Genomic DNA, 16,622 nt, shown 5'->3' with positions numbered 1-16,622 from the left:
AACCCTTAAGGAGAGGCTATATCCGGAACGTTCGGAATATAGCCTTTTTTGTATTTTAAAGAAGGAAATTGTTACAAATCCACAAAATTTAAAATTTATATGTTGACATAGAGAATGAGAATCAATATCATTTAAAAGTGAGATAGAGACAGTCAACATCTTTGAGAAAACATAGCTTGTACACACTAGGAGGGTATTAGATGTTTTGGTTTAACAGAAAAAGATTTGGAAGCATGAAATTAACGATGGTCGGATTAATGGTGATGGTGCTATTTTTATCCGCTTGCGGTAATAATAATTCCGGTAACGCATCAAACACAGGATCAGAGCCTACAGCAGCACCTACTGCTGAAGCCACAGAAGCTCCTGCAGCGCCTAAGACGTTAACGGATGCAATGGGGCATGAAGTAACGATTCCGGCTAATCCAACGCGTGTACTGGGTTCTTATTTGGAGGATGCTCTGGTAACTCTGGGTGTGACTCCAGTAGCACAATGGTCCGTACCGAATGGTGTTCAGGATTATCTGGCCGCTGAATTGAAAGATGTGCCTACCATTAGCTACGATCTTCCGCTCGAGGCAGTAACCAGCTTTGCTCCGGATCTTATTCTCATCCCATCGGAGTCTTCTGTACAGAACGGTATCTACGACCAACTGAATAAGATTGCACCGACTTATGTGATTGGGGATGAACTAAATCAAGATTGGCGTAAATCGCTGCTCAAGATTGGTGAAATTCTGAACAAGACCCCTGAAGCAGAGAAAGCCATTAAAGAGTATGAAGACAAAGCGGCTGCTGCGAAAGAAGAGCTTAAAGGAGCTATTGGTCAAGAGTCCGTGGCGATTTTATGGTTGGTACAAAAGAACTTCTATATTGTAGATGAAACACGCAGTAGTGGTGCTGTGTTATACACAGACCTTGGTGTAACGCTGCCTAACTTAGTAACAGAAATTCCTGTTGGCACAAGAGCTATTTGGAATCCAATCTCACTAGAGAAGCTTTCTGAGCTGACGGCAGATCATATTATTCTTGTAAACAGTGATAAGACTGAGGGTTCGGAGATCCTGGACAGTGCAATTTGGAAAGGTATCCCGGCTGTAAAAGCTGGTAATGTGCATGAAATGAGCTCAACAAGCAGCTGGTTATACAGTGGTGCGAACGCTGGCGGTAAAATTATTGATGATGTGTTAAAAAGTCTTGTGAAATAAAAAGTCGTAATTCACCATGAATGAGACTGATCTTTTGGTGGGGAAGGGCGTGCAGATCAAGTATCTTAGGATACTAAGATCTGCACCATTTTTTTATAAACCATTCCCATATTACGGAAAAACTACTCCTACAATTGTACAACCTAATTTTTTTTGCGATAATGAGAATGATTGTTGTTATCATATAGACTAATGTAACTATCGATTAAGGAGACGACTCATGGTTTCACCCTCAGATTTCGCTCATCGCAATAAAAATGATACAAAAAAAGCTCTACATACCCGACCGGCAGCTGCAATGGGTATTCTAGTGATTGGACTTGCTGCTATTGCCTTTGGACTGGCACTTTCAGTCTCGGTGGGTGCGGCAAATATCAAGCTAGCTACGGTATGGGAAGCAATATTTCATTTCAATCCAGATTTACAGCAGCATCAGGTGATAAGAGAACTGCGATTTCCACGCGCGATAGCAGGTGCTATGGTCGGTGCTTGCTTCGCAGTAGCAGGGGCAATCATGCAAGGGATGACAAGAAACCCGCTGGCGGATTCAGGTCTGTTAGGCTTGAATGCGGGAGCAGGTGTAGCGCTGGCCATAGTTTTTGCTTTTGCACCTTCGCTCTCTTTCACTTCACTTATGTTGTTTTGTTTTATAGGTGCCGCTGTAGCCTCATTTATCGTATTCGGAATCGGGTCGCTATCTTTTAATGGCCTTACACCGTTACGTTTAACGCTCGCAGGCTCTGCGGTAAGTGCATTACTGGTTGCTGTGAGTCAGGGTATAGCTATTCTTTTTAACTTATCCCAGGATATTGCCTTCTGGCTGGCTGGCGGAATGGGTGGGGCAAGCTGGACTCAGATCAAGATTGTTTTTCCTTGGGTGTTCGTGGCATTAATCGCAGCGATGATATTATCGCGGTCCGTCACTTTGCTCAGCTTAGGAAGAGAAGTTGCCGTTAGTCTGGGGCAGCGGACAAGATTAGTGCAGTTGGCATGTATGATTGTTGTAGTCGTTCTTGCCGGAAGTGCAGTCTCAATGGTTGGCCCGATTGCTTTTATAGGACTAATTATTCCACATGTTACACGTTATTTCATTGGTGTAGATTATCGCTGGATTATTCCTTGCTCGGCGATTCTAGGGAGCTTATTGATTATCTTTGCGGATATCGCCGCTAGAATGATAAATGCACCTTATGAAACGCCGCTAGGCGCTTTAATAGCCATCATCGGTGTACCTTTCTTTATTTACTTAGCGAGTAAGCGTAAGGGGGAGCTGTAATGCACAGATTAACCCTTTCTCCTAATGAAAAAGAACGCCGCACACGCGCCATTACAGTGTTATCGCTGCTTGCCATTTTGATCGTTGTTGTATTTATTGTCAGTATGAATACAGGATTTATGCGTCTATCCCCCCGGGAGGTATTACATACACTGCTGGGAGATGGAACTCATCAGCAAAAGCTAATCTTATTTGATTTCAGATTACCTCGCATCGTTATTTCATTGTTAGTTGGAGCAGGCTTTGCAGTGTCAGGCTGTATCTTACAAAGTCTCGCTCGGAATGCACTTGCTGAACCGGCTACGCTGGGCATTAGTGCGGGTGCAGGTTTTGCGGTAATCATTTTTATCTCGTTTTTTCCGGCTACAACAGCAGCTCCGGTATTCGTCTTGCCGCTTTTAGCGCTTGGAGGAGCTAGCTTAACCGCCGCTTTAATCTATATTCTTGCATATCGGAAAGCAGATGGTCTGTCTCCAACAAGGTTGATCCTTATCGGGATTGCGGTCGCTGCCGGAATCAATGCTTGCCAGCTTGTGTTGGCCCTTCGGCTTGATCCTAATAATTATCAATTTGTAGCGACTTGGATCGCCGGGAAAATATGGGGTGGCGATTGGAGATTTGTCCTTGCGCTGCTGCCTTGGATAGCGATTCTGTTACCGTTCGCCTTCTATAAGGCGCAGATTCTTAATGTATTGAATCTAGGAGATCATACTTCATTAGGACTTGGAATGCGCGTGGAGAAGGAACGTATTCTCCTTCTGGTAACAGCAGTAGCACTTGCCGGCTCCTGTGTCGCTGTAAGCGGAGGGATAGGCTTTGTTGGTCTAATTGCACCACATCTAGCCCGCAAGCTTGTGGGACCCCGTCATCAGGTATTATTACCGGCTAGTGCTTTGACAGGGGCACTCCTTATGATTACTGCGGATACCATCGGAAGATGGGTGCTGCAGCCTGCAGAAGTTCCAACAGGCATCGTGGTTGCGATCATTGGTGCACCTTACTTTTTGTATTTACTCGCCAAATCAAAAGCGTAAAACTAAGCTCTTTCTTACGAAGCAAGATAAATTCTGTAGTTCATTCTAGGAGCATAGCTTCATAAACTTTTAAGGAGTGGTTAACATGTCAGAACGTTTGAATACAGAAGAATTAAGTATTGGGTATGCAGAGGCTACAATTGTTAAAGGTTTGAACTTATCCATCCCTACTGGAAAAATCACCGCACTAGTGGGCGCTAACGGCTCTGGTAAATCTACAATTCTTAAAACTATGGCCCGGATCATGAAGCCTAAGAGCGGCAGCGTGATGCTGGACGGCAAATCGATCCATAACTTTTCTACGAAAGAGGTAGCTCGTCAGCTTGCGATCTTACCGCAAAACCCAACGGCTCCAGACGGACTAACGGTCTCTGAACTTGTCAGCTATGGTCGCTTCCCGCATCAAAAAGGATTCGGCACAATGACAGCGGAGGATCGCAGCATTATCTCTAACGCGATCACTGTTACAGGGATGGAGCCTTTCCATGACCGTCCGATTGACCGCTTGTCCGGAGGACAACGTCAGCGTGCTTGGATCGCAATGGCATTGGCACAAGAAACAGACATTCTATTCCTAGACGAACCAACAACATTTCTAGATATGGCGCACCAGCTTGAAGTTCTACAGCTTCTGCAAAAGCTGAATGAGGAAGAAGGCCGTACCATTATTATGGTAGTGCATGATCTGAATCATGCTACTCGTTATGCGCAGCATATGGTAGCTATTAAGTCCGGTACTGTGGTTAGTGAAGGCTCACCTACTGAAGTTATGACACCAGATGTACTGCGGGAAGTGTTTGGAATTGAGGCGGATATTGTGCCAGATCCACGCACCGGTGTGCCGCTGTGCCTTCCTTACGAGCTTGCAGCCTATAAAGCGGTGTAAACATTATTGAAAATCATACAACGAACAGGCTCCCGTCATTGACAAGGGAGCCTGTTCGTTGTTACAGTTGTGGTTGCCTACAATTCCATGATACCACTACTTGAAATAGATCAAAGAACCATCATTTTCACATGGTTAAAGGAGCATGAAACATGAATATTGACAAAATTCAAGATGACCTAGAGCAATTAATGACTGCAGGAATAGTGAAGAGTCATGAAAACTTAAAAGATTACGTGTATACCAAAATGGGCGGCAAAGCTGATATTTTGGCGGCACCAGCTACTTATGATGAAATTCAAAAGATCGTTACATATGCTGAACAAAATGGGATAACCCTTACGGTACTTGGGAACGGCTCTAACGTGATTATCCGTGATGGAGGCGTGCGTGGGATCGTTCTGCAAACGGCAGGACTGACCGGAATGGGAATTCGTGATAATCTCTTGTATGCGGAGTGCGGCGCCAAGATTATTGATGTTTCCAGATATGCGCTGGAAATGGAGCTTACGGGTCTTGAGTTCGCCTGCGGTATTCCAGGAACGGTTGGTGGAGCGTTATACATGAACGCAGGTGCTTACGGCGGAGAAATTAAAGATGTACTGCATAGCGCGCTGGCTATAACTAAGAGCGGACAATTAGTGACTCTGCGAGGGGATGAGCTGCAATGGGGTTATAGAAAAAGCGTGTTCGCAAGCGGTGAATACATCGTGCTTGAGGCCAATTTTGCTATGACTTCTGGTGATGCGTTAGCCATCAAGTCGAAAATGGATGAACTTACTTACCTGCGTGAATCGAAGCAGCCGCTTGAGTATCCATCCTGTGGGAGTGTCTTTAAACGTCCTCCAGGTCGTTTTGCGGGTCAGTTAATTCAAGAGAGTGGCTTACAGGGAACAAGAATCGGTGGTGCTGAGGTATCCAAGAAACACGCAGGATTTATTGTAAATGCAGATAATGCAACTGCCAGTGATTACATCGGGTTAATTCACCATGTAAGATCGACTGTGAAGGATAAATTCGGAGTGGAGCTGGAAACTGAAGTGGAGATCATTGGAGAAGAATAACCTCTAATTAGTAAGAGCCCGCAGATTACTGTGGGCTCTTTTGCTGTTATCACTTATGGTTCAATCCACTGATAGGGTGTATTTAGCTCTATCTGTAGTTATTTCCGCCTTGAGATCACCTATATCCTCAATACGAAGCCCGTCAATAGCTAAGTCATAGGTGGAATGTGGTAGAGATACTAGCTCACCATCAGCGTTTAAAGTACTGCCAAATCCTTTTAATATTAATGCACTCCCTAGATAATCATCGATAACATCCTCCGCACTCCGGAACTCAACGGCCTCCAGATTAAAATGAATTTTATCCAGATCACGAAGCTCTTTCTTTTCAATAACAATGGTTTCATTTACATGACTGTTAATCCAGTCCATCAATTTCTGTATGCTTTGTTCCATAAGATGATCCCACCTTTACTTCAAAGATTATTAGGTTTAAGTTACCCTTTTTGTAGGATTTGAATCCATATTTTTGCCACATCTGAGTGAAAATGAACAAAGGATGGTGCTAAGCTATAGCGAATGTTACAGAATAGCAACAGCAGAGATAATCCTCTACAACCAGAATAAGGATAGATATTAACTATTCGAAAAAGGGGGTAGTGTCATTTGATTCAGCTAACTGAGGTCTCCAAGTATTATCAGGACAGGTGTGCGGTTGATCGAATAACTTTTGCAGTGGAGAAGGGAGAAGTCTTTGGGTTTCTAGGTCCCAATGGTGCTGGTAAGACGACCACGATGCGAATGATGACGGGTCTTCTTCAGTCTACAAGCGGAGAAATTTTAATTAATGGCATGAATATTTTACGTCATAAAAAAGAAATTCATGCCCAAATTGGCGTTGTTTTCGAGCTTCCCAATCTGTATATGCGTTGTTCTATCCGAGATAATCTAGAGCTGTTCGCTGACCTGTATAGGGTAGCAGCCAGTCGGGTGAATGAAGTCATGGAAATTCTTCAACTGTTAGATAAGGAAAAAGCTAAGGTAAGTAGCTTGTCCAAAGGCTGGAAGCAGCGTGTCCTAATCGCCAGAGCATTATTACATAAGCCTCAAGTGTTGTTTTTAGATGAGCCTACGAGTGGATTAGATCCAAATTCAGCCTCACTCATTCGTAATCACATCCAGAGTATTCAAGATAAAGGCACAACTATTGTCTTAACAACGCATGATATGCACGAGGCAGAAGAATTAAGCGATAGAGTAGGGATCATGCACGCTGGTGCATTGGTGGCACTTGATGAACCCCATAGACTTAAGACCATGTATGGTAAACCAGAAATTGAAGTGAAATATCAGCAGGATGGAGAAGTGATTATGAAATCCTGGCCGATAGCAGAAGCGTCTACAAAAGATCATATTTATCAGCTAATGTCTAATCATCAAATGATAAGTATGCACAGTAAAGAGGCTTCTCTGGCAGATGTATTTGCTGCCTTGACGGGAAGTGAGTTAAGTTGAGTTATCCGTTATGGAAGCTGTTTAAGCATGAATGTAAGGATATACTACGTAATCCAGCGACTGTAATTCTAATTGTGTTGCCTATATTTATGGCTAAAATAATCATCACTGTAGTGGACAAGAGCGGTCTAGATTTCATGCTTCTTTCTACTTGGATATTGTTTGCACAAGTAATGGTTGGAATCATGATTACCGGCCCAGGATTAATTGAGGAACGAGAGAGTAAAACTTATGATGCACTGTTGATCTCACCGTTAAGCAGAGGTCAGATCATTACTGCTAAGGCGGGTTCTGTTCTTGTCTTTTCGTTATTTTCACAGCTGATAGTTTATATACTTAATCAAGGGTTGAACATAGATGTATTGTCTGCGTTGATATATATGTTATTGGGTGGAATGATCTTTGTACAAGTTGGAATTATCATCGGATTAAAGGTGAGTTCCTCCAAAAATGGCTCGGCCATCAGCTCTGCTTTTATGGTTGTTTTTTTCTTGGTGGCTTCTGTTTACTTGGCTCTTCCAGAATGGACTTATCCAATCTTTGCAGCTTTGCCGAGTATTGAAATCACCCAGAATTTGAACAGTATTCTTAATGGAGAAGGGATATTACCTGTAGAAAGTCTGCTGCTGCTCATATGGATTGCGGTGCTTTCAGTTTGGATTTGGAAGATCGAGAAAGAGTAGAACTTGTCAGGAGCAGGCCACCCATGGTATAGTTCAAGACGCAATATGCTTAAAGAAGAAGTCTGCACGGATTGTGCAGGAGAGGTTCGCGAACTCCCTCTATAAAAAACTAAGAGTATATTAAACCGTATAAGCGGATGCTGTCCATACCCGGACGTTGCTTCCGTTTCTTCTTAGTGGAGCCAAGTTTTCGAAATCTCGTTCTTCTTTCCATTACCGGCCAAGGCCGAAGGAAAAGAGAGGGGTTTTTTGTCGTGTCAGAAGGAAGATTAAAAGAGGAAATGCAAGAAGTCACTTTGCTTGGTAATCAGGGAACGCAGTACAAGTTTGGTTATGATCCAGACATTCTGGAAGTATTTGATAATAAGCATCCTGGGCGTGATTATTTTGTTAAATTCAACTGCCCTGAGTTTACTAGCTTATGTCCTGTTACAGGCCAGCCGGATTTTGCCACACTATATATTTCGTATATTCCTGAACAGAAGATGGTGGAATCCAAATCATTAAAGCTGTATTTATTCAGCTTCCGTAACCATGGTGACTTTCATGAGGACTGTGTCAACATTATTATGAATGATCTGATCTCACTGATGGACCCACGGTACATTGAGGTATGGGGCAAATTCACTCCGCGTGGAGGCATTTCTATTGATCCTTATTGCAACTATGGAAGACCGGGTACGAAGTATGAGGCGATGGCGGAGCACCGCTTGATCAATCACGACCTCTATCCGGAAAAAGTGGACAACCGCTAATCCCAATAAGTTGATAAGGAGAGATTAAGATGAATAAAAAAGCACTAGTTGTATTCAGCGGCGGCCAAGATAGCACCACTTGCCTGATTTGGGCATTGAAGCATTTTGAGGAAGTGCAGGTAGTTACCTTCAACTATAATCAGCGTCATGCGGCTGAAATCGAAGTTGCTACAGAAATAGCAGCTAAGTTTAATGTAAAACAGCATATTCTTGATTTGGGACTGCTGAATCAGCTGGCACCAAATGCTTTAACACGGCAGGATATTGATATTGTGGCTGGCGAAGGCGATGAGCTTCCTAGTACGTTTGTGGACGGTCGAAATCTGTTATTTTTATCTTTTGCCGCAATATTAGCTAAACAATTAGGTTATTCCCATATTGTTACTGGAGTCTGCCAAACGGACTTTAGCGGATATCCGGACTGCCGTGATGTCTTTGTGAAATCATTGAATGTTACGCTGAATTTATCTATGGACTATGAGTTTGCAATACACACTCCGCTGATGTGGCTGGATAAAAAAGAAACGTGGAAGATGGCCGATGAACTGGGTTATTTTGATTATGTTCGCGAACACACACTGACCTGTTATAACGGCATAATTGGCAGAGGTTGTGGAACTTGTCCAGCATGTCTATTACGTCAGCGGGGACTTGAACAATATGAGGCGGAAAGAACGGAGGTCCGTTCTTAATGCTTAACGAGGTCTCAGTCTGCAAAATATTTACGTTCGACGCGGCGCATCAGTTAGTGGGTCACAAAGGGAAGTGCAGTAACCTGCACGGTCATACGTATAAGCTCGAAGTAGTGCTTAAGGGCAAACCTATGACCGCGGAAGGCCATTCGGACGAAGGGTTTGTAATTGATTTCAGCGATATCAAAACAACAGTGCAACAAAGCCTTGTGGAGCGTCTAGATCATGCTTTTCTCGCTATGGGAAATGAACCTGTGTTAGAGACGTTAACGAATACGGGTTCCAAAGTAGCTTTGCTGTCTTTCCGGACCACCGTTGAGAATATGTCTTCATATATAGCTTACAAGCTTAAGCAAGCGGGGCTGCCCTTGTACGCTGTAAAGCTATGGGAGACACCAACCTCTTGGGCGGAAGTGCTCGCTGAAGATATCCCTGAGGATGGACCATCTTACCGCTTGTATGGAGGCTGTGACTGTGAGTAAGATTCCTGTAATTGAAATCTTCGGTCCGACCATTCAAGGTGAAGGTGCGGTAATTGGTGTGAAGACTATGTTTGTCCGAACCTATGGCTGCGATTATCGCTGTGGCTGGTGTGACTCCGCTTTTACTTGGGATGGTACGGCTAAGGATAAGGTTCGAATGATGGCCTCGGATGAGATTATGAATGAACTTATAGCTATAGCTGGAGATAATTTCGACTGTGTTACGATTTCAGGCGGCAATCCTGCTTTAATTGGTGATGGGATGGGCACTTTTATTAACCTGCTACATGAGCGAGGGATACAAGCTGCAATAGAAACTCAGGGCAGTAAATGGCAGGAATGGTTCAATGACGTGGATGTGCTGACCATTAGTCCGAAGCCGCCAAGCTCAGGGATGACAACGAATTGGGAAATGCTAGATAACATCATGAATAAGATGGAGAATCTGGGCCGTTCCACACACAGTCTAAAAGTCGTTGTGTTTGACGATAAGGACTTTGATTATGCAAAAGACATTCACCAGCGATATCCCAATGTGCAGCTTTTTCTGCAGCCTGGGAATGATGATGTCACTGAAGAAGGAGACATTTCTGCTCGACTTTTGGGAAGGCTGGAATGGTTGTTTAATAAAGTAATCTTAGACCCTGAAATGAATAGAGTGCGTGTACTGCCACAGCTGCATGCTTTAATCTGGCATAATAAGCGTGGCAAGTAAAAAGGATTGAAATGTAAGGGGTGTCTGCATAGCAGATGCCCTTTTTTTGTTGAGTTGAGTCTTTAAAAAGGTAGATAGAATGTCCCATAATCTGGTATGATTTTCATAAAAGTTATAGGAGGTACCTAATGCGAAATTTAACGGCACTGTTAATCATTGATGTTCAAGAAGCTATGTTCTCCTATCCTGATCAAAAGCTGTACGATGAAGAGGGTGTGATGGAGAGAATTATTTCCCTTCAGCATAAGGCTAGGGTGGCAGGTACTCCAATTGTTTATATTCAACATACGGAAGATGAGGAATACACAAAAGGTACGCCCACATGGCAGATCAGTCACCGTATCACACCGCAGGAAGGCGAAGTTATTGTGGAGAAGCCTACTTGGGATGCTTTTCACCAAACCGTGTTGCAAGATGAGCTACAGAAGCTCGGGATCACGAATCTGGTGATTTGTGGGATGCAAAGTGAATTCTGTCTAGATACAACGATAAGACGTGCATATAGCATGGGATATAAAAGTGTGCTGGTTTCAGATGCTCATAGCACCTTTGATAATGGGGTTCTGAGTAGTAGAGAGATCGTTAAGCATCATAATGCGGTAATTGGAGGTAGATTCGCCCAGTTACGAGCTGAAAGCGAGGTTCAGTTCTAGATGAATACCCCACAGGTTGCCATGAAACCTATTCAGCGTTCTCGACTTAGACTATTTGCCGGAAAGCGATATTTTATTTGGAAAAGATACTTGAAATGGTGTACTGATCGCGGCAAGATGGCGAAGCAGCGCACTAGTGATATTTTATCTTATGAGGCAATGACTCACGCTACACCGTTATTACGTAGTCTTCGGAATGTAGATATGGTGCTTCAATATAATAAAATAACAAATTTACGGCTGGCGATCGCGAAACTGGATGGACTCATGGTGCGGCCGGGGGAGACGTTTTCCTATTGGAGAAGCATCGGCAAGCCCAGTAAGCGAAAAGGTTATCTGGAAGGTATGGTTCTACATTATGGCGGTTTTCATTCTGGAGTTGGCGGGGGGCTATGCCAGCTGTCTAATCTGATCTACTGGATGACACTGCATACTCCTCTTACGGTTACGGAACGGCATCGGCACAGCTATGATGTATTTCCAGATGAACAGCGCACACAGCCATTTGGAAGCGGGGCTACCTGTTCTTATAATTATTTGGATCTTCAAGTGAAGAATAACACGAATCAAACGTATCAATTAAAGCTCTGGCTGGATGACAGTCATTTGCATGGGGAATGGAGATGCAATGAGCAGTGCCTTTATAAATATGAGGTGTACGAAAGTGATCATCGGATAAGCTTAGAACCATGGGGAGGGTATATCCGCAGTAACAAGATTAGTCGAAAAGTATTTACACGGACCGGAGAGCTGGTTGGAGATGAAGCTGTAACGGATAATTATGCGCTTATGATGTATTCTCCGCTTCTTCACGGATAAGAGGCTAGGCTTAGGGATATAACATAGAAGGCGTGATCCTTATATCTCTATACCATTTCCAAAGGAGCGGATTAACAGCATGAAAGCATTAACCTACCAAGGGAAGAAGAAAGTGAAAGTTAAAGAGGTTGCTGATCCGAAGATTGAGAAAAAGGATGACATTATTGTTCGAATTACTTCTACAGCGATTTGTGGCTCAGATCTGCACATTTTTAACGGTGAAATTCCAGGTATGCATGATGACTATGTTATTGGTCATGAGCCCATGGGGATTGTTGAGGAGACCGGTCCAGACGTAACTAAAGTCAAGAAAGGCGACCGGATCATTATTCCCTTTAATGTAGCCTGTGGTCAATGCTACTTCTGCCAGCATGAGATGGAGAGTCAATGCGACAATGCTAATGACGCCAAGGACACAGGAGGATATCTGGGTTATTCCGATACTTATGGGGGCTTTGCAGGAGGGCAAGCCGAATTACTGAGGGTTCCTTATGGTAATTTCGGCCCTTTTGTCGTTCCTGAGGATGCAGAAATGGAAGATGAGAAAATTCTTTTCTTATCTGATATTGTGCCTACTGCTTGGTGGGGAGTCGAAAGCGGCGGAGTGAAGCCAGGGGATACAGTCATTGTTCTCGGCTGCGGGCCTGTTGGACTGCTTACTCAGAAATTTGCCTGGATCAAAGGCGCCTCAAGAGTCATTGCGGTTGATCATATTGGCTACCGTCTGCAGCATGCGAAGCTGACCAATAATGTCGAAATTTATAACTTTGAAGAGATTAAGGATATTGAAGCTCATTTGAAGGAGATAACACATGGGGGCGCAGATGTAGTTATTGACTGTGTTGGTTTGGATGCCAAAATATCTGCTTTGGAGAAAGTGGAAACCACTCTGAAGCTACAGGGAGGCTCACTCAGTGCATTTAGAATGGCCTCGGATATCGTACGTAAATTCGGAACTATTCAGCTTGTAGGAGTTTATGGGCTTAATTACAATATGTTCCCTCTGGGTCATCTATTTGAACGCAACATTACTTTAAAAATGGGACAGGCTCCAGTGATTCACTATATGCCTTTGCTTTATAAGATGATTAAAGAGAATAAATTTGATCCTACAGATATCATTACGCATCGCTTGCCTATCAGCAAAGCGGAGCATGGCTATGACATTTTTAGTGAGAAAAAAGAGGATTGCATCAAGGTGGTTCTGAAACCTTAGCCTTTAAGAAGCATGAGCTCTCGTCAGAAATGACATTGCTTATGCTTTTTTTAGTGAAATCTGATGAAAATAGATGCATTTTTTCACGGTCTGCGTTAAATTAACATAAGTGACTTAAGATAGTGAAAGGACGCGTACCATGTGAAGCTTAAAACACCGCCACTTCCTATTCCAATTTTTATGTTGATTGGGATTGTGGCCATCTCTTTTTCTGCCATTTTTATCAAGTGGTCTGCAGCACCAGCATCTATACAAGGAATGTATCGGCTGTTGTTCACCTCGCTGCTGATGTTGCCTTTTGCAAGACCATACAGCGGAGCAGCGTTCGCGCTTCGTAAAAAAGACTGGATCATGCTAGTGCTCTCAGGCACTATGCTAGCGCTACATTTTTTGCTTTGGATGGGCTCTTTGAAGTATACTTCGGTAGCTAGTTCAACAATGATCATGGCGCTGGAGCCCGTGTTTATTATGCTGGGCGTTTATTTTTTGTATAAGGAAAAAACAGCTGTGTCTGCTATTCTAGGGTTGAGTATTGCTATTGGCGGAGTAGTTTTTATCGGTTGGGGAGATATTGGTATCTCTGCAGATAATCTTAAAGGTGATTTGTTATCGGTTGGTGGAACAGTAGCGGTCGCTGTGCATATGCTTATCGGTCAAAAGCTTGTAGTGCGCATGCCCTCATACCTGTATAGCTTGATAGTCTTCTTATCAGCGGCTGGTGTGTTTGCCATATACAATCTGTTCATGGGGATTTCATTTTTTAATTATCCTGCGAATGAGTGGGGAATCTTCGTTTTGCTAGCAGTGGTTCCAACGGTGTTCGGGCATATTTTATTTAATTGGCTGCTTCAGTATGTATCCGCAACTACGGTATCTATGAACATCTTAGGAGAACCAGTGGGGGCAAGTATCCTTGCGTATCTGCTCTTGGGTGAACAATTAACTGCGCTTCAATGGGCAGGTGGACTTTTGGTTATGTTTGGACTGGGCGTATATTTGTACGCTGGAAGAAAGAAAACAATTCAGGTGGCAGATGCCATTCAGAATGCTTCATAACAGATATTTTAATCATAAAGGGGTCGCAAGGTATGGAAGAACAAGATCAAAATTTAGAACTGCATCCTGGAAAAGGCACTTCGCCAACAAGTGAGGAACTATGGAACGAAGACACGTACACAGCTTGGGTTGCTCGATTTGGTACACCGTCAGAGGCAGCGGCCAAGTTAATCAAGGAACCAAGTGCAAAGCTGTACCCGCTCTCTTCTTATTTTGGAGATGTACAGGGTAAAAAGATGATGAATCTCATGGGATCAAACGGAATGAAGGCAGTCGCTCTGTCATTACTCGGGGCGGACGTAACTGTTGCCGACTTCTCGGAGGCTAATGCGCGTTATGCTGCTGATCTCGCACAAGAAGCGGGTGTTCAGCTTAACTATATCGTATCGGATGTTCTGAAGCTTCCAGATCACGTACTGGATGGTTCATATGATATCGTATTTGCGGAGTTAGGGATTGTTCATTACTTTACCGACCTTGCTCTGTTTATGGAAACCGTCCGCCATTTACTTTCTCCTGGTGGGATTTTTGTTCTGCGCGATTTCCATCCTGTGACGACTAAGCTTATATCCTCGAAGGGTTCTACAGCGAAGGTTCGCAAACACAAAGTCAGCGGTGACTACTTCGATACGACATTGGAAGAAAAAAGAGTCTCATACTCTAAGTATTTGCCTTCAACAAGCAAACCAGCAGGCGAACAGGAGCATAGCGTGGTATATTGGCGTCGCTGGACGCTTGGAGAAATTGTAACAGCTGCTGCCAGTTCCGGGCTTGTGATCCGCCAATTGATCGAAGAACCCAATCTATCCTCTGATGTTTATGATAAAGGAATACCAAAGACATTCACCTTGGTGGCTGGTAATGGTCAGAACCTGTAAGAGTATGTGTTTACACGTTACAATAACCTTATTTTTCTCGTAGAAACGGCTGCATCGTCCCTGAGAGGACGGCGCAGTCGTTTTTTCATGTTTAAAACATAAATTTTTAAACTTTTTTACGGAGAATATTCCATTACATTGGAAACGTATAGGTAATACAATAATTTTACATTCAATATTTGAAAGCGGTTTCTTTACGGAAAAGCATTCATAAAGGATTTGAGGTGGTTATGAAATGGACGAAGTATTACTACGAATGACGGGGATTGATAAATTTTTCCCAGGTGTTCATGCATTGAATCAATGTCAATTTGAGCTGAAGCATGGGGAAGTTCATGCCTTAGTTGGTGAAAATGGAGCAGGGAAGTCTACCCTGATGAAGATTGCAACAGGGGTGTATTCCAAGGATGCGGGTCAGATGTGGTACAAGGGATCTGAGGTGGAGATTGTCAATACACGCGCTGCACAGGAACTCGGGATCAGTATTATTCATCAGGAACTGAATCTAATGCCGCATCTTACAGTGGCCCAAAATATATTTATTGGCCGTGAGCCGCGGAAGGCACTGAAATGGTTCGTTGATGATCTGGAGTTAAATCGTAAAGTGCAGGAATTGTTTAATCAAATGAATCTAAAGCTGGATCCGAAGAGCTTGGTCTCAGACCTGACGGTCGCTAATCAGCAAATGGTGGAAATCGCCAAAGCCTTGTCCTTCAATGCGGAGGTACTGATCATGGATGAACCAACTGCAGCCCTGACAGATACGGAAATTAACGAATTGTTTCGGATGATCGAGAAATTACGATTAGAAGGTGTAGGGATTATATACATTTCTCACCGCATGGATGAGTTGAAACGGATCACAGACCGCATTACAGTCATGCGGGATGGTTGTTATGTGGATACCATTCGGACGGATTCGGTATCGATTGATCAAATTATCAGCATGATGGTTGGCCGTGAACTGTATCAAACGTCGAAGCCAACGGTTTCGTTGCAGACACAGCAAGTCGTATTAGAGGTTAGAAATCTATCCAGTGGACAGTTGTTAAAAGATATTAGCTTTCATCTGAATAAAGGTGAGATTCTGGGCTTCGCTGGGTTAATGGGCGCTGGACGTACTGAGGTTGTTCGTGCCGTATTTGGGGCTGATCCTATCGATAAGGGTGAGATTAAGCTACATGGAAATACGGTTCGTATAAGACAGCCTCATCAAGCGGTGCAGCATGGCATCGGTTATTTATCTGAAGATCGCAAACGATACGGATTGCTTGTAGATATGGACATTAGCATGAATAATGCAATTGCTTCCTTCTATAAATTCCGTAATGTATTCGGATGGATGAGAGAACGGGAGATGCGAAAGTCCGCGGAGCAGCATGCGGAAGCACTAGCAACTAAGACTCCAAGTGTAAGTCAAAAAGTCAAATTCTTATCCGGTGGCAATCAGCAAAAAGTAGTTATCGGGAAATGGTTAACGAGAGATTGCGATGTGTTGATCTTCGACGAACCAACACGTGGTATTGATGTAGGAGCGAAAAGTGAGATCTATAAGCTGCTTGATCAGCTAGCGAGTGAGGGAAAGGCGATCATTATAGTCTCTTCAGATCTACCAGAAATTCTAAGAATGAGCCATCGCATTATTGTTATGTGTGAAGGACGTATAACTGGTGAACTACTCGCAGAAGAAGCATCGCAAGAAGCGATAATGAAATATGCGACGATGCGTTCATAATCGTTCAAGAGTTTA

At 43.5% G+C, this 16,622-nt stretch carries 18 protein-coding genes and 1 riboswitch; of the genes, 17 read left to right on the top strand and 1 reads right to left on the bottom strand.

Going from position 1 to position 16,622, the window contains the following annotated elements:
• Window positions 1–200 precede the first annotated feature (200 nt).
• From NST74_RS15945 to murB, 5 genes are all read left to right on the top strand, one after another.
• Window positions 201–1,208: an iron-hydroxamate ABC transporter substrate-binding protein gene (locus NST74_RS15945; protein ID WP_341113168.1), complete on the top strand. Its 1,008-nt coding sequence runs from the start codon at window positions 201–203 to the stop codon at window positions 1,206–1,208.
• Between the two features lie 220 nt (window positions 1,209–1,428).
• Entirely contained in the window at window positions 1,429–2,484 is a 1,056-nt protein-coding gene (locus NST74_RS15940) for a FecCD family ABC transporter permease (RefSeq protein WP_341113166.1), read from the top strand.
• Window positions 2,484–3,518: a FecCD family ABC transporter permease gene (locus NST74_RS15935; RefSeq protein ID WP_341113165.1), complete on the top strand. Its 1,035-nt coding sequence runs from the start codon at window positions 2,484–2,486 to the stop codon at window positions 3,516–3,518. The genes NST74_RS15940 and NST74_RS15935 overlap by 1 nt, the downstream gene beginning before the upstream one ends.
• An 85-nt stretch (window positions 3,519–3,603) precedes the next feature.
• Entirely contained in the window at window positions 3,604–4,404 is an 801-nt protein-coding gene (locus NST74_RS15930) for an ABC transporter ATP-binding protein (protein ID WP_042128168.1), read from the top strand.
• Between the two features lie 152 nt (window positions 4,405–4,556).
• Window positions 4,557–5,468: a UDP-N-acetylmuramate dehydrogenase gene (gene murB, locus NST74_RS15925; protein ID WP_042128167.1), complete on the top strand. Its 912-nt coding sequence runs from the start codon at window positions 4,557–4,559 to the stop codon at window positions 5,466–5,468.
• Window positions 5,469–5,528: 60 nt separating this feature from the next.
• Here murB and NST74_RS15920 read toward each other — a convergent pair whose 3' ends face one another.
• Complete coding sequence (locus NST74_RS15920; RefSeq protein ID WP_042128166.1) at window positions 5,529–5,864, bottom strand: hypothetical protein; 336 nt, start codon at window positions 5,862–5,864, stop codon at window positions 5,529–5,531.
• Window positions 5,865–6,074: 210 nt separating this feature from the next.
• Between NST74_RS15920 and NST74_RS15915 the strand changes: the two genes are divergently transcribed.
• The 12 genes from NST74_RS15915 (at window position 6,075) to NST74_RS15860 (ending at window position 16,607) form a co-directional block, all read left to right on the top strand.
• The gene (locus NST74_RS15915) at window positions 6,075–6,923 is read left to right on the top strand and encodes an ABC transporter ATP-binding protein (protein ID WP_341113161.1); all 849 of its coding nucleotides are present in this window, start codon (window positions 6,075–6,077) and stop codon (window positions 6,921–6,923) included.
• Window positions 6,920–7,606, top strand: coding sequence for an ABC transporter permease (locus NST74_RS15910; protein ID WP_341113158.1), 687 nt, complete (start codon window positions 6,920–6,922; stop codon window positions 7,604–7,606). The genes NST74_RS15915 and NST74_RS15910 overlap by 4 nt, the downstream gene beginning before the upstream one ends.
• A 75-nt stretch (window positions 7,607–7,681) precedes the next feature.
• Window positions 7,682–7,725, top strand: a riboswitch (PreQ1 riboswitch).
• A gap of 162 nt (window positions 7,726–7,887) precedes the next feature.
• On the top strand, window positions 7,888–8,361 hold the full coding sequence (gene queF, locus NST74_RS15905) for a preQ(1) synthase (protein ID WP_036687775.1): 474 nt from the start codon (window positions 7,888–7,890) through the stop codon (window positions 8,359–8,361).
• Between the two features lie 29 nt (window positions 8,362–8,390).
• Window positions 8,391–9,053 carry a 7-cyano-7-deazaguanine synthase QueC gene (gene queC / locus NST74_RS15900; protein WP_445668144.1) on the top strand — a complete coding sequence of 221 codons (663 nt, stop codon included), beginning with the start codon at window positions 8,391–8,393 and terminating at the stop codon, window positions 9,051–9,053.
• Window positions 9,053–9,535, top strand: coding sequence for a 6-pyruvoyl trahydropterin synthase family protein (locus NST74_RS15895; protein WP_341113155.1), 483 nt, complete (start codon window positions 9,053–9,055; stop codon window positions 9,533–9,535). Before queC ends, NST74_RS15895 begins: the two co-directional genes overlap by 1 nt.
• Window positions 9,528–10,250 (top strand): 7-carboxy-7-deazaguanine synthase QueE, encoded by a 723-nt coding sequence (gene queE / locus NST74_RS15890; protein ID WP_341113153.1) that lies wholly within the window; start codon window positions 9,528–9,530, stop codon window positions 10,248–10,250. The genes NST74_RS15895 and queE overlap by 8 nt, the downstream gene beginning before the upstream one ends.
• 128 nt (window positions 10,251–10,378) lie before the next feature.
• Window positions 10,379–10,903, top strand: a complete 525-nt coding sequence (locus NST74_RS15885) for a cysteine hydrolase family protein (protein ID WP_341113152.1) — start codon at window positions 10,379–10,381, stop codon at window positions 10,901–10,903.
• A complete protein-coding gene (locus NST74_RS15880) occupies window positions 10,904–11,722 on the top strand; it encodes a VanW family protein (protein ID WP_341113150.1) in 819 nt (272 codons plus the stop codon).
• 79 nt (window positions 11,723–11,801) lie between these two features.
• On the top strand, window positions 11,802–12,938 hold the full coding sequence (locus NST74_RS15875) for a zinc-dependent alcohol dehydrogenase (RefSeq protein ID WP_076283791.1): 1,137 nt from the start codon (window positions 11,802–11,804) through the stop codon (window positions 12,936–12,938).
• Between the two features lie 141 nt (window positions 12,939–13,079).
• On the top strand, window positions 13,080–13,994 hold the full coding sequence (locus tag NST74_RS15870; RefSeq protein WP_341113147.1) for a DMT family transporter: 915 nt from the start codon (window positions 13,080–13,082) through the stop codon (window positions 13,992–13,994).
• Window positions 13,995–14,026: 32 nt separating this feature from the next.
• Window positions 14,027–14,872 (top strand): class I SAM-dependent methyltransferase, encoded by an 846-nt coding sequence (locus NST74_RS15865; protein WP_339286714.1) that lies wholly within the window; start codon window positions 14,027–14,029, stop codon window positions 14,870–14,872.
• A 235-nt stretch (window positions 14,873–15,107) separates the two neighbouring features.
• Window positions 15,108–16,607, top strand: a complete 1,500-nt coding sequence (locus NST74_RS15860; RefSeq protein WP_339286713.1) for a sugar ABC transporter ATP-binding protein — start codon at window positions 15,108–15,110, stop codon at window positions 16,605–16,607.
• The last annotated feature ends 15 nt before the right edge of the window (window positions 16,608–16,622 follow it).

Source organism: Paenibacillus sp. FSL F4-0125 (assembly GCF_038008565.1).
In the GTDB taxonomy this organism is placed as follows: Bacteria; Bacillota; Bacilli; order Paenibacillales; family Paenibacillaceae; genus Paenibacillus_AQ.
This window is presented reverse-complemented; position numbering and strand designations above follow the sequence as displayed.

Excerpts from the sequence above, each read along its gene's own strand:
- NST74_RS15945 (WP_341113168.1), top strand. The coding sequence starts at position 201 with ATGTTTTGGTTTAACAGAAAAAGATTTGGAAGCATGAAATTAACGATG.
- NST74_RS15940 (WP_341113166.1), top strand. The coding sequence starts at position 1,429 with ATGGTTTCACCCTCAGATTTCGCTCATCGCAATAAAAATGATACAAAA.
- NST74_RS15935 (WP_341113165.1), top strand. The coding sequence starts at position 2,484 with ATGCACAGATTAACCCTTTCTCCTAATGAAAAAGAACGCCGCACACGC.
- NST74_RS15930 (WP_042128168.1), top strand. The coding sequence starts at position 3,604 with ATGTCAGAACGTTTGAATACAGAAGAATTAAGTATTGGGTATGCAGAG.
- murB (WP_042128167.1), top strand. The coding sequence starts at position 4,557 with ATGAATATTGACAAAATTCAAGATGACCTAGAGCAATTAATGACTGCA.
- NST74_RS15920 (WP_042128166.1), bottom strand. The coding sequence starts at position 5,864 with ATGGAACAAAGCATACAGAAATTGATGGACTGGATTAACAGTCATGTA.
- queF (WP_036687775.1), top strand. The coding sequence starts at position 7,888 with ATGCAAGAAGTCACTTTGCTTGGTAATCAGGGAACGCAGTACAAGTTT.
- queC (WP_445668144.1), top strand. The coding sequence starts at position 8,391 with ATGAATAAAAAAGCACTAGTTGTATTCAGCGGCGGCCAAGATAGCACC.
- NST74_RS15895 (WP_341113155.1), top strand. The coding sequence starts at position 9,053 with ATGCTTAACGAGGTCTCAGTCTGCAAAATATTTACGTTCGACGCGGCG.
- NST74_RS15885 (WP_341113152.1), top strand. The coding sequence starts at position 10,379 with ATGCGAAATTTAACGGCACTGTTAATCATTGATGTTCAAGAAGCTATG.
- NST74_RS15880 (WP_341113150.1), top strand. The coding sequence starts at position 10,904 with ATGAATACCCCACAGGTTGCCATGAAACCTATTCAGCGTTCTCGACTT.
- NST74_RS15875 (WP_076283791.1), top strand. The coding sequence starts at position 11,802 with ATGAAAGCATTAACCTACCAAGGGAAGAAGAAAGTGAAAGTTAAAGAG.
- NST74_RS15865 (WP_339286714.1), top strand. The coding sequence starts at position 14,027 with ATGGAAGAACAAGATCAAAATTTAGAACTGCATCCTGGAAAAGGCACT.
- NST74_RS15860 (WP_339286713.1), top strand. The coding sequence starts at position 15,108 with ATGGACGAAGTATTACTACGAATGACGGGGATTGATAAATTTTTCCCA.